Annotated in this window: 11 protein-coding genes and 2 tRNA genes; 11 read left to right on the forward strand and 2 right to left on the reverse strand. The window is 46.2% G+C overall.

Annotated elements, in window-relative coordinates:
* Positions 1-192: 192 nt before the first annotated feature.
* The gene (locus tag U9P07_07955; protein MEA2109337.1) at positions 193-1,464 is read left to right on the forward strand and encodes a glycosyltransferase; all 1,272 of its coding nucleotides are present in this window, start codon (positions 193-195) and stop codon (positions 1,462-1,464) included.
* 19 nt (positions 1,465-1,483) lie between these two features.
* Positions 1,484-1,852, forward strand: a complete 369-nt coding sequence (locus tag U9P07_07960; protein MEA2109338.1) for a response regulator — start codon at positions 1,484-1,486, stop codon at positions 1,850-1,852.
* A gap of 7 nt (positions 1,853-1,859) precedes the next feature.
* On the opposite strand, the gene U9P07_07965 is transcribed toward U9P07_07960, so the two are convergent.
* The gene (locus tag U9P07_07965; protein ID MEA2109339.1) at positions 1,860-2,417 is read right to left on the reverse strand and encodes a hypothetical protein; all 558 of its coding nucleotides are present in this window, start codon (positions 2,415-2,417) and stop codon (positions 1,860-1,862) included.
* 615 nt (positions 2,418-3,032) lie between these two features.
* On the opposite strand from U9P07_07965, the gene kdsB reads away from it, so the two are divergent.
* Entirely contained in the window at positions 3,033-3,794 is a 762-nt protein-coding gene (gene kdsB / locus U9P07_07970) for a 3-deoxy-manno-octulosonate cytidylyltransferase (protein ID MEA2109340.1), read from the forward strand.
* Between the two features lie 33 nt (positions 3,795-3,827).
* Here the strand turns inward: kdsB and U9P07_07975 are convergent.
* Positions 3,828-3,914: transfer RNA gene (locus tag U9P07_07975), tRNA-Leu, on the reverse strand.
* A 151-nt stretch (positions 3,915-4,065) separates the two neighbouring features.
* On the opposite strand from U9P07_07975, the gene cysS reads away from it, so the two are divergent.
* From cysS to pheT, 8 genes are all read left to right on the forward strand, one after another.
* Positions 4,066-5,526, forward strand: coding sequence for a cysteine--tRNA ligase (gene cysS / locus U9P07_07980; protein MEA2109341.1), 1,461 nt, complete (start codon positions 4,066-4,068; stop codon positions 5,524-5,526).
* A gap of 81 nt (positions 5,527-5,607) precedes the next feature.
* A tRNA-Val gene (locus U9P07_07985) sits at positions 5,608-5,682 on the forward strand.
* A 139-nt stretch (positions 5,683-5,821) separates the two neighbouring features.
* Positions 5,822-7,747, forward strand: coding sequence for a threonine--tRNA ligase (gene thrS, locus U9P07_07990; GenBank protein ID MEA2109342.1), 1,926 nt, complete (start codon positions 5,822-5,824; stop codon positions 7,745-7,747).
* Positions 7,748-7,823: 76 nt separating this feature from the next.
* Positions 7,824-8,345, forward strand: a complete 522-nt coding sequence (gene infC / locus U9P07_07995) for a translation initiation factor IF-3 (GenBank protein MEA2109343.1) — start codon at positions 7,824-7,826, stop codon at positions 8,343-8,345.
* 33 nt (positions 8,346-8,378) lie between these two features.
* Positions 8,379-8,576 carry a 50S ribosomal protein L35 gene (gene rpmI, locus U9P07_08000; protein ID MEA2109344.1) on the forward strand — a complete coding sequence of 66 codons (198 nt, stop codon included), beginning with the start codon at positions 8,379-8,381 and terminating at the stop codon, positions 8,574-8,576.
* Between the two features lie 390 nt (positions 8,577-8,966).
* Positions 8,967-9,326, forward strand: coding sequence for a 50S ribosomal protein L20 (gene rplT, locus U9P07_08005; protein MEA2109345.1), 360 nt, complete (start codon positions 8,967-8,969; stop codon positions 9,324-9,326).
* A gap of 5 nt (positions 9,327-9,331) precedes the next feature.
* A complete protein-coding gene (pheS, locus tag U9P07_08010; GenBank protein MEA2109346.1) occupies positions 9,332-10,348 on the forward strand; it encodes a phenylalanine--tRNA ligase subunit alpha in 1,017 nt (338 codons plus the stop codon).
* Positions 10,349-10,466: 118 nt separating this feature from the next.
* On the forward strand, positions 10,467-12,872 hold the full coding sequence (pheT, locus tag U9P07_08015; protein MEA2109347.1) for a phenylalanine--tRNA ligase subunit beta: 2,406 nt from the start codon (positions 10,467-10,469) through the stop codon (positions 12,870-12,872).
* Positions 12,873-12,874: the final 2 nt, after the last annotated feature.

Consider the following 12,874-nt stretch of genomic DNA (forward strand, 5'->3'; position numbering starts at 1 on the left):
AATCTATAGACAAAGTCGAATATTTACTTACAAACTTTCACCCGTTGGGTGTTATTTCTCATTAACGTAACGCCTTTATTTTTCAAGGCTAAACGCTGATAGCTAACAGCTAATCGCTTAACTTAGGAATCATTAAACTAATGGCTTATGGCTAAAAGCTAATCGCTCAGTTCAGGAAGGAGATATCTGCTGATGGGCAAAAGTGCTCTTAACGGTGAAACCCGAAAAACCATTATTGCCATTGCTCAGGCTGACATTCTGGTTGGAATCCCCAGCTATAACAATGAAAAAACCATCGGTCATGTTACTGAAGCCATTAAACTGGGACTGGCAAAATATTATCCCGCTTCACGGGCGGTACTCTTTAATTCGGATGGCGGTTCTGATGATCGAACCAGAGCGGTTTTTGAGCGTACTGCCAAAACTGATTCTTATGACACTTTTTTCATCATTAAGCCACAGTTCCCCCTGGAAAACTTAAGCAGCAAATATATCGGCATTCCCGGTAAAGGTTCTGCATTCAAGGCCATTTTTGAGGCGGCACACATGCTTGGAGTCAAAGCCTGCGCCGTCCTGGATTCAGATTTACGCAGCATTACCCCTGAATGGATACAATTGCTGCTGGCTCCCGTGCTGGCTAAAGACTATGGCTACGTCTGCCCATTTTACCGCCGCTACAAGTATGACGGAACTATTACCAACAGTATCGCCTTTCCTTTTACCCGAGCCCTCTATGGTCGGCGGGTTCGCCAGCCTATTGGGGGGGATTTCGGCTTTTCCGGCAAGCTCCTGGAGCTTTACCTCAAACAGGATGTCTGGGATACCGATGTTACCCGTTTCGGCATCGACATCTGGATGACTACCACCGCCATTGTTAATGGTTTTAAGATCTGCCAGTCATTCATGGGGGCGAAAATCCATGATGTCAAGGATCCCGGATCGGATCTGGGACCCATGTTCATCCAGGTGGTCGGTACCATTTTTTCCCTGATGGGCACCTATGAATCCCATTGGCAGAAAGTTGTCGGCAGCCGGCCTACGGCAATTTTGGGATTCCAAGCGGAAACCGCGCCCAAGCCGCTGAATGTTAACGTCTCCCGGATGATGACCAAATTTACTGACGGAATTTCAACTTATACGTCTGCATACCAGCAGATTCTTTCTGAACAAGTTTTTGCAAAGTTGATGGAAGTCACTGAAATGGCCGGAAATAATATAGACTTTCCCAAAACACTATGGGTTAAAGTGATTTTTGATTACGCAGTATTTTACCAGACAGCTCAGGACCGCCAGCAGCTCCTGCAGTCTTTAATACCCCTCTATTATGGATTTATTTCATCATTTGTCCATGAAACTGAAAACCTGGATGACTACCAGGCTGAAGAAGTAATCGAAGAACTCTGCCAGATTTATGAAGACAGCAAACCATACCTGGTTGAACGATGGCAGCAAAATAAGCACTGATACTAAGGGAGTCAGGAAAATGGAAAGCAAGAAAAAGATTCTCTCAATTGACGACGAGGAAAATATCCGTTTACTGTTATCCTGTGAGCTCGAGGATGAAGGCTATGAGGTCATCGGTCTGGGGGACCCACAGCAGGCAATGAAGATGATCGAAGATGAGCAACCTGACATCATCATACTGGACATTAAAATGCCGCAGTTAAGCGGCATTGAGCTGTTAAAAATGATCCGGGACAAATACTATGACTTACCGGTTATCCTCTTATCGGCTTACAGTACTTTCAAACGGGATGTCGCAGCCATGGCCTCAGATTACTATGTGGTTAAATCTGCCGACCTGAACGAGTTGAAAAAACTGATTAAAAAGATTTTAAAAACTCAGCTGTAAAAACTTACTATTTCTTCTCATCTTCACTGGCAGTGGTTTTTACGGCCGGTTTTTTTTCGGATGATTTCGGCGCTGCAGTTTTAGGTTTTTTCGCCCTTGAGGCGGCTGTTTTTGTAGTGGTCTTCCTGGTCGTCGTTTTCTTTTTTACCGGTTTATCCGCGGTTGTATCAGTGGCAGTACTTTTTTCTGCCCTTTTGGCCGCCGGTTTTTCCACAGTTTCTTTCTTTTCAGAAGCCGAAAAGGTATCAGTATCGGCTTCATCTTCTACCGGCACCTCCTCTGCTTTTATCTCGTTAATTTCCTGAAGGAGCAACTCCTGCTCCTGATCAAGATCAGATAAGGTCAATAACAGCTGGGATATCTCCTCCTTATCCCAAACATCATCTTCTTTCTGTAAAACCTTGAATATATAAAGGCGTTCCCCAAGATTTTTAAAATAATTTTTGCGTTGACGACGAATGGAAGATAATTTTACCTGCCGGGTAGCCACGCGACAAAGCTTTCCACTTTCATAGGTAATTTTTTTAAGCACAGATTGACCAGTCTTGATTGCTGAATCACTCATTTTTCCCTCCCCGGTTAAAAACTATTATGAAAAAGCTGTATAGTAATCCATTAAACCGCTCACCTACATAATTATTTCAGGTTTCTGCTATGGTTGAGCGTCAATTGCCTACATTTTTGCCGAAAACAGCAGTTTACTACAGACACCGGACAATAAAATCAAGCTAAATTAATAACTATTGCTTTGTCAAGGTTTTTCTGCCAGATAAGGCTCTATTACTAACTCAACTTTCTGAGGTAAACTTTCGACTACGTTTTCAGAAAAGATAAAAATACTCTCACAGAGGCACAAAGTCACAGAGAACCCCAGTCATTTGCCCTTTGTGACTCTGTGTCTCTGTGAGAAATAATAAAAATTTGTCAATCTATAGACAAAGTCGAATATTTACTTTCTGAGTTATTTAAGTAATTGAAATAAAAGTATATTTTTTGCTTTTTAACTATTATGTTTTTTGCTTTTCTCAGCGCCTTTGCGCCTTTGCGCCTTTGCGCGAGGTAAAAAGCATATGGAGTACAGAAACACAGGGAAATGTTCAACAATAAAATCAATAAGTTACAGATTTATACGATTTCCAAAACAACTCAAAAAGTTGAGTAATGATTGAAGGAGCAGGCGATGTCAGAACTGATGATTGTTATCCCGGCCCGCTACCAGTCATCTCGTTTTCCCGGCAAACCACTGGCCAAATTACTGGACAAACCAATGATTCAGTGGGTTCTGGAACGGTGCCGGCAATCTAAGCTAGCCGACCAGGTTCTCGTTGCCACCGATGACCAGCGGATTTATCAGGCGGTTACCGCCATCGGTGGAAAAGCGGAAATAACCGGCATGGACCACCAGAGCGGCACGAACAGGATTGCCGAAATCGCCGCTCGGCATCCGGAAACAACCTGGTTTATCAATGTTCAAGGTGACGAGCCGGATATTTCCCCTTCATTGATCGATGGAATTGCTGCAGCTCTGCGAGAAAGTTCAGTTCCCGATATTATTGTTACTGCTCGCAGTCCGATCCGTTCGGCTGCCAACTTCTCGTCACCGCATGTTGTTAAGATTATCACTGATCTTCATGGTCAGGCACTTTATTTCTCCCGGTCCCCCATTCCCCATAACCGCTCTATTCCCGTTGATGAGCAGACATTTCCCAACCCCACCTGCTGGCAGCATATCGGCATTTACGGTTTTCATCGCTCTTTCCTTCAACGACTCCCAAAACTACAGCCGGGAAAACTGGAAAAGATTGAATGGCTGGAACAATTACGCTGGCTGGAGAACGGCTACACCATTACCGTCATTGACAGCGACCACCATGGTCATGGAATTGATACCCCGGAAGACCTTGAAATGCTGGCTAAATGCTGGAAGCAAAAAAATAGCTGAAATCTCATAAGATTTCAGCTATTTATCATTGAATGGTGCCGAAGGCGAGACTCGAACTCGCACAAGCATACGCTCACTAGACCCTGAACCTAGCGCGTCTACCAATTCCGCCACTTCGGCAACTTAAAAAACCAGCATTTAAAGAACAAAAAACACCGCCGACAATCACCGGCGAGAAGTGTTGACTTAATAAATCAAAAAAATTATAATGTCAAGCCAGGATTAACAGGAAAATTCAAAAATAATCACCCTTCAGTTACAGGAGTTTTTCTTGCAGATTTACAACACTTTAAGCGGCAAAAAAGAAGAATTCATCCCTCTTCATGATCAGAAAGTAGGCATGTATGCCTGTGGAGTAACAGTATACGACCTCTGCCACATGGGGCATGCCCGCTCCCTGATTGTTTTCGATGTCATCTACCGCTACATGAGCTACAAAGGTTACGATGTTACCTATGTCCGCAACTTTACCGATGTGGATGACAAAATAATCAAACGGGCCCAGGAACAGCAGATCTCCTGGAAAGAACTGGCCGATACGTTTATTCGCGAGTTCTATGTGGACATGGATCGCCTGCAGCTTAAACGTCCGACCGTGGAGCCCCGGGCAACCGATTATATTAAGCAAATTATCGAGCTGGTAAAAAAACTGGAAGTAAACGGTCTAGCCTACGCCGTTGACGGGGATGTTTTTTACCGGGTCAAAGAATTTTCCTCCTACGGCAAGTTGTCCGGTAAGAAAATTGACGACCTGCTCTCCGGAGCCCGGATTGAAGTCGATGACCGCAAGGAATCCCCCCTTGACTTCGCCCTTTGGAAAAAAAGCAAACCCGGCGAACCTTCCTGGGACAGCCCCTGGGGTCAAGGCCGTCCGGGATGGCATATCGAGTGTTCGGCCATGAGCCAGAAGATTCTGGGCGAAACCTTTGATATTCACGGAGGAGGAAAAGATCTGGTTTTTCCCCACCATGAAAACGAGATCGCCCAGTCCGAGGGAGCTACTGGCAAACCTTTCGTCCGCTACTGGATGCACAACGGTTTTGTCAACATCAACAAAGAAAAAATGTCAAAATCGCTGGGTAATTTTTTCACCATTCGGGATATACTGCAAAAATATCATCCGGAAACCCTGCGTCTGTTCATCCTTTCCAGTCACTATCGCTCACCCATTGATTTTTCCTGGGATACCATGGATGCTGCCGGAGCCGGTTTAACCCGCCTGTATCAGGCCGCAGAGCGACTGCAGGTCGCGGTCAAATCCACGCCAACGTTACCATCAGAATCTGCACAATCTTCCATACCGCCGTTGAGTAAAGAATTGGAAGCGGTAAAAAAATCTTTCATCAAAGCCATGGATGATGATTTCAACAGCGCTTTAGCCGTTGGCCAGCTTTTCGAAGCGGCTAAATTCATCAATCGCTACCTTGACATCCATCCCCTCCAATCATTAAGCCACAATGATCTTGAGGCGGCATTCCTGCTGTTCAAAGAACTGGCTGATATTTTGGGAATTCTAGAAGCTGAGCCAACTGAATTTCTCAAAAACCTGGGGGGGGAAGAAGGATTGCCGATCACGGAAAAAGAAATTCAGGAATTGATTGCCCGGCGCAATCAGGCCCGCAAGGAAAAACAATGGACGACTGCCGATGAAATACGTGACCGACTGACGGAATTGGGCATAATCCTGAAAGACTCCCCGAATGGCACTCAATGGCAGAAAAAAAGACAATAATTTTAAGAAAAAGCCTTGACAAGACAACAATAAATCGTTTAAAAACAAGGCCCTGAAAAGAAAGGTGTTTTCTATAGAGACAGGCGCATAGCTCAGGGGGAGAGCGCTACCTTGACACGGTAGAGGTCGGCGGTTCAAAACCGCCTGCGCCTACCACTTTGATAATAAACGATTCCTCATTTATCCATGGCAGAATGAATTCGGCCTGGCACTCTGGTGTCAGGGCCATCCAAGGCATCGGATCCTGAGAATTATCGATGCCTTTTGTTTTTTTATTTACGGTAGATTTTTTATTATGAGCATATATATGGCCCCGGAGTTCAACCTTGAAATACCCCAGAATGGTGAAAAAACCATTGGGGAACTTCTTATTGAACATAAAAAGGAGCTAAAATCACGGATTGTTGCGGCAAAGATTGACGGTATTTCCAGAGATTTGTCAACTGTCCCTCAACCTGGCACCAACATAGAGCTTATTGATATTGATTCAGCGGAAGGGCTTGACATTCTACGTCACAGTGCCGCCCACGTGATGGCTGAAGCGGTAAAAGAACTTTTCCCCGAAGTCAAAGTGACCATTGGACCCGCAATAGAGAATGGCTTCTACTATGATTTTGACCGGGATCAGCCATTTACCCCTGAAGATCTGAAAAAAATCGAAAAAAAGATGAAGGAACTGATCAAAAAAAATCAGACCTTCAGTCGCCGGGAAGTCAGCAAAGAAGAGGCCCTGAAACAATTTGCCGATTTAGGTGAAAGTTATAAAACCGAGCTGATTAGTGAATTACCCGAGGGAGAAATCATTTCCCTTTACCAGGTGGGAAATTTTGTTGATCTCTGCCGGGGACCGCATATTCCAAAAACCGGGTTGCTCAAAGGTGGGGCTAAACTTCTCAGCGTTGCCGGAGCCTACTGGCACGGTGATGAAGACAATAAGATGCTTCAGCGTATCTACGGGACAGCCTTTCCCTCCAAGGAAGAGTTGCAGAATCATCTCAAGATGCTGGAGGAAGCCAAGCGTCGTGACCACCGAAAGCTTGGTAAGGAACTAGATCTTTTCAGTATTTCTGATGAGGCTGGGGCCGGTTTTGTTATCTGGCACCCAAAAGGTGCACTGCTGCGCACCATCCTGGAAGATTTCGAAAAACGGGAGCATCTCAAGCGGGGATACCAGATTGTCATTGGACCCCAATTACTGAAACAAGAGCTCTGGCAGAAGTCCGGACATTATGATCATTACCGGGAAAACATGTATTTCACCCGGATTGAAAACCAGGTATACGGCATCAAGCCCATGAACTGCCTGGCTCACATGCTGATTTACAAGGCGAAAGTTCGCAGTTATCGTGATCTTCCCCAACGTTACTTCGAACTGGGCACGGTGTACCGCCACGAAAAATCCGGGGTATTGCATGGCCTGCTGCGGGTCAGGGGGTTTACCCAGGATGATGCTCACATCATCTGCACCCCTGAACAGCTCCAGGATGAAATTACCGGGATCATTGCTTTTGTCGCCGATATCATGAAAATTTTCGGTTTCTCTTTTGAATTGGAGTTGAGTACCCGTCCCCAAGATTCAATCGGCACTGATGAGGACTGGGAACGGGCAACTGATGCACTGACCCGGGCCCTGAAAAATAATGCGCTTGACTATAAGGTCAATGCCGGAGACGGAGCCTTTTACGGACCGAAGATTGATGTCATTTTAAAAGACGCTTTAAACCGCCAATGGCAATGCGCCACTATCCAATGCGATTTCACTCTGCCTGAGCGCTTTGACCTGAACTATATTGGCACTGATGGTGAAAAACACCGGCCCATCATGCTGCACCGGGTCATTCTGGGATCTATTGAACGTTTTATCGGCATCCTGATCGAACACTACGCCGGCGCTTTTCCCACCTGGCTGGCCCCGGTTCAGGTTAAAGTTATGACCGTAACCGACGATCAGCTGGAATATGCCAAAACAGTGGCGCAGGCGCTACAGCAAAGTGAAATCCGGGTGGAAACCGATTTTCGCAATGAAAAACTGGGGTATAAAATCAGAGAAGCACAGACGGAAAAGACTCCTTACATGCTTATTATTGGCAATGAGGAAGTAAAATCCATGACAGTCACCCCGAGAAAGCGGGAAAAGGGTGAAAACCTTGACCCCATGGCGGTTGAAAAATTTATCACCCATATAAATCAGGAATGTCATCAACAAATGAAGGTCGCGTGAAAAACCCGGTAACCGGCTGTACTGTAAGTCATCTACCATAAACGAGACCTGAAACAGCTAGCAGGAGGTAATTCCCATAGCAACCGAACGTACGAGAGTCAACCGACAAATAAATGCGGATAATGCCAGAATCATTGATGAGAGCGGTTCCCAAATTGGCATTTTATCACTAAACGAAGCCCTGGAAATAGCCGGTAAGCGCGGACTTGATCTGGTGGAAGTATCACCTAACGCTGATCCGCCGGTTTGCAAAATCATGGATTATGGGAAATTCAAATACCAGCAAAGTAAAAAAGCCCAGGAAGCCAAAAAGAAGCAGACCAATATCCAGGTTAAAGAAGTCAAAATGCGGCCGGGTACGGAACAGCATGATTTCGACTTCAAGATCAAGCATATTATCAGCTTTTTAGAAAATGGAGACAAAGCCAAAGTTACCATCCGTTTCCGCGGCCGGGAAATGGCCTATACTGATCAGGGTATGGCCCTGCTGGAACGGGTGGTGGATACGGTTAAGGAATATGGTTCAATTGAACAAAGACCTCAACGGGAGGGGCGCCAGCTTTCTCTGGTTCTGGCCCCAATCAAGAAAAAGCGTTAATCATTACAGCAAGTGAATATACAGGAGAATACAATGCCTAAAATGAAATCAAACAGCGGCGCGCGTAAACGTTTCAGGACTACCGGAACCGGAAAAATTGTCCGGAGAAAAGCTTATTCCAGCCATTTGTTAAGCTGTAAATCAAGAAAACAAAAAAGGAATCTGCGCAAGTCAACCATTGTTGACCCGGCAAACAAGAGAGGAATAGTCAGGATGCTTCCATACATCTAAAAAGCGGTTGAGGAATCATGGTAAATATTCGGCTACGTTTTCAAAAAAGACAAAAATACTCTCACGGAGGCACAAAGTCACAGAGAACCCCAGTCATTTGCCCTCTGTGACTCCGTGTCTCTGTGAGAAATAAAAAAACTGGTAATTATTCAGCGTAATTTTTTTGTCTCGCGCCCGTTCGTTTCACTCACTCAAGACGCAAAGAGCGCAAAGAAAAATGACAGACGATATAGCAAATTGAACTCTTCGCGGTCTTTGCGGCTTTGCGAGAGAATTAAAAAAAAATTGACTGATATAGTTACAAGAATTTGCCAATCTATAAACAAAGTCGAATGCTTATAAATCATGTCTGATAAGCCTTTATTATTTATGACCATTAAGGAGTAAACAATGCCCAGAGTAAAAGGTGGATATAAAGCCACTCGCCGACATAAAAAAGTTTTAAAACTGGCCAAAGGTTATCGTGGCGCCCGAAGTAAATTATACCGTAATGCGACGGAAACTGTTGATCGGGCCTTAAACTATGCTTATCGTGACCGCCGGGTCAGGAAACGTGACTTCCGCAGTCTCTGGATTACCCGGATCAATGCCGCTTCCCGTCTGCATGGCATGTCTTACAGTCGGCTGATTAATGGCTTGACCAAAGCCAATATCGCTGTCGATCGAAAAGTCCTGGCAGATATTGCCGTTAACGATCCGGCGGCTTTCGGTAAATTTGTTGATTTTGCCTCAACGGCTCTCAACGGCTAGGGGTAATGAAAGACAAACTCCAGCAGCTGCTTGAAAACGCCACTCAGGAGCTGGACGATTCAACCATGATCAATGAAGTTGAAGCGTTGCGGGTGCGTTTCCTTGGCCGCAAGGGTGAAATTACCACCCTGCTTAAAACCCTTGGCACCCTGCCTGCTGATCAACGGCCGGCCATGGGACAGCTGGCCAATGAAATCAAAGAGAAACTGCATAACCGGTTTGAAGATGCCAGGCAAAAGCTCGCCCAGGCAGCCCGTCAGCAGCAGATGGCGGCTGGCACCATTGATATCACCCTGCCCGGCCGACAGCAATTTCATGGCCATACCCATCCCACATCCCTGGTCATTGAGGACATCGCTTCTATTTTCACCAGAATGGGATTCGATATTGCCAGGGGTCCGGAAGTTGAACTGGACTATTATAATTTTGAAGCCTTGAATATCCCGAAAGATCATCCGGCCAGGCAGATGCAGGACACCTTCTATGTCAGTGAAGATGTCGTCCTGCGGACCCACACCTCACCGATGCAGATACGGGTGATGGAAAAACAGGAACCCCCGGTTTTTGTCATCGTTCCCGGAAAAGTGTATCGCTGTGATTCCGATCTTACCCATACCCCGATGTTTCACCAGGTGGAAGGGTTGATGGTTGATACCAAAATAACCTTTTCCGACCTTAAAGGGGTGCTGACGGATTTCCTCCACCTTTTCTTCAACCCTAAAGTCAAGGTTCGCTTTCGGCCCAGTTATTTTCCCTTTACCGAACCCAGCGCGGAAGTAGATATCGCCTGCGTTATCTGCCATGGCAAGGGATGCCGGGTTTGCAGCCATACGGGCTGGCTCGAAATACTTGGCTGCGGCATGGTGGATCCGGCCGTATATAAGTTTGTCAATTATGATCCGGATAAAGTCAGCGGTTTTGCTTTTGGCATGGGCGTCGAAAGAATGGCCATGCTGCGTTACGGCATTGATGACCTGCGGTTGTTCTTTGGCAATGACATCCGCTTTCTACAGCAGTTTTAGTGCCTTACAGAACATTTTTTGTTTGAAAAACAAGAAATGTTTTGATAAGAGCACTTATTTGTGGGCCGAAAAGACCGCATTTTGGTTGCGGGGCTCGCTTCCGCATTAAAGGCAAGAAATGAACATCAGCTGGAAATGGATAGGTGATTTTGTTGAACTTGACGGTATTGATCCCGTTGAGGCCGCCGAGCGTCTGACCATGACCGGATTGGAAGTCTCCGGAGTAAAACCGCTCTTCGATCCGGAATTAAGCCGGATCGTCACCGCCCGCATCGCCTCCCTGGAAAAACATCCCCAGGCTGACAAACTTTCCCTTTGCTCTGTTTTCGATGGCCAGGATACTTTTTCCATTATTTGTGGCGCCGCTAACATGAAGGCCGGAGACCAGGTAGCCATGGCCCCCATAGGCACCCGCTTTCCCAACGGCTTGACCATAAAAAAGGCCAAAATCAGAGGGATAACTTCATCGGGCATGCTTTGCTCAGCGGCGGAACTGGGACTGGAAGAAGAATCCAGTGGGATCATGATTCTGCCTGAATCCGCGCCACTGGGGATACCGGCAATAAAGTATCTGGAGCTTGACGACCATATTCTTGAGGTTGAAATCACCCCGAATCGTGGTGATTGTCTCAGTGTCATCGGCGTTGCCAGGGAAATTGCCGCCTTGTATCAGCGACCGTTCAAATACCCTACTCCCTTGTTTCCTGAAAATAACAAAAAAACAGCTGATCTGGTGTCCATTGAAATCCGAAATCCGGACCTCTGCCCCCGCTATGTGGGCCGGATAGCTGAACAGATTGTTTTAGCTGATTCTCCCTTGTGGATGAAACAAAGACTCCAGGCGGCAGGAGTCAGATCCATCAATAATGTGGTTGACATTACCAACTATGTAATGCTGGAAACGGGCCAGCCACTCCATGCTTTTGATCTTGAGATGGTGGCCGGAAAACAGATTATTGTCAGAACAGCCGGGGATGATAAGACTTTTGTTACTCTGGATGGAATTGAGCGATCCCTGGATCCTGAGACTCTGATGATCTGTGATGGTAGTGGTCCGGTAGCAGTAGCAGGCATTATGGGGGGACTCAATTCTGAAATTACTGCAACCACCAGGGACGTTTTGATTGAAAGTGCCTTTTTCCAACCAACCTCAATCCGACGCTCTGCAAGATTATTGGGACTTTCTACCGAATCATCATATCGTTTTGAACGCGGGGTCGACCCATTGAGCACCGATCTGGCTGCCGACCGGGCGATGGAACTGCTCAATCAGCTGGCCCAGGCTGAAATTGCCGGTGACCGGCTGGATATCAATCCCCAGCCTCATAATGCCGGCGAAGTAACCATCCGCACGGATTACACCAACCGTTTGCTGGGAATTAATCTGGATGCCGCCGCCATTAAAGATATTCTGGTAAGACTCCAGTTTGAACTGGCACGAAGTGATGACAATTCGTTTACCGTCCGATCGCCCTCATACCGCTTTGATATCGAGCGGGAAGCCGATCTTATTGAGGAAGTTGCCCGTATTTATGGTTACAACAATATCCCCACTACCCTGCCGGTTATCCGTGAACAGGGTGGTTCCGGTTATGATGATGAGCGGCTGCCGCGGCTGCTGAAATCAATAGCGGTCTCATATGGATACAGTGAAGCGATCAATTACAGTTTCATGGATCCTGCCGCTCTTGATCAACTTCATATCCCTGCAGAAGACCGGCGGAGAAAGCTGATTAAACTTATCAATCCACTGACTGAAGAATTATCCGTCATGAGAACCTCACTCCTGCCGGCGCTGCTTAGCAATCTGGTTGATAATTATCGGGTCTTCCATCGGGATATCAGGCTTTTTGAATATGGCAAGATTTTTCTACCCCGAAACAATGAGCCGCAGCCGGATGAAAACTTTTATTTGGCCGGCCTGGCCAGCGGACGACGTTATCCGGTACATTTTGACAATCCTGATGAGATGATAGATTTTTACGATATCAAAGGCCTGTTGGAAAACATTGCTTCCACCTGCAAGCTGAGTTTCTCTTTTTCAGCTGATAACCCTGAAAGCTACCTTCATTCGGGCCGGGCGGCAACTATCCTGCTTGAGCATGAAACAATTGGCTGTTTTGGCCAATTACACCCGGATATCGCCGAACAGCTGGATGTTGCCCAGGATATTTTTATTTTTGAGTTGCAGGTACAGCCACTGCTATCTGCCGCGGTATTTCGCCCATCCTTTCAATCCATCCCCCGTTACCCTGCCAGTTACCGTGATCTGGCAGTGGTGATCGATGAAAACATTGCCGGGGAAAAGCTGATTGAGGCTATTCAGCAGAGCAACAAGCTGGTGGTGGCAGTAGATATATTTGATACTTATAAAGGAAGTCAGATTCCTGCCGATAAGAAAAGTATTGCCCTGAAAATTACTTTTCAGGACATGAATAAAACCTTGACAGATAAAAAGGTTAATGCCATTATTGATAAAATCAGCAAACGTCTAAAACATGATTTTAACGGTCAGATTCGCTGATT

This window comes from Pseudomonadota bacterium (assembly GCA_034660915.1).
Classification (GTDB): Bacteria; Desulfobacterota; Anaeroferrophillalia; order Anaeroferrophillales; family Anaeroferrophillaceae; genus DQWO01.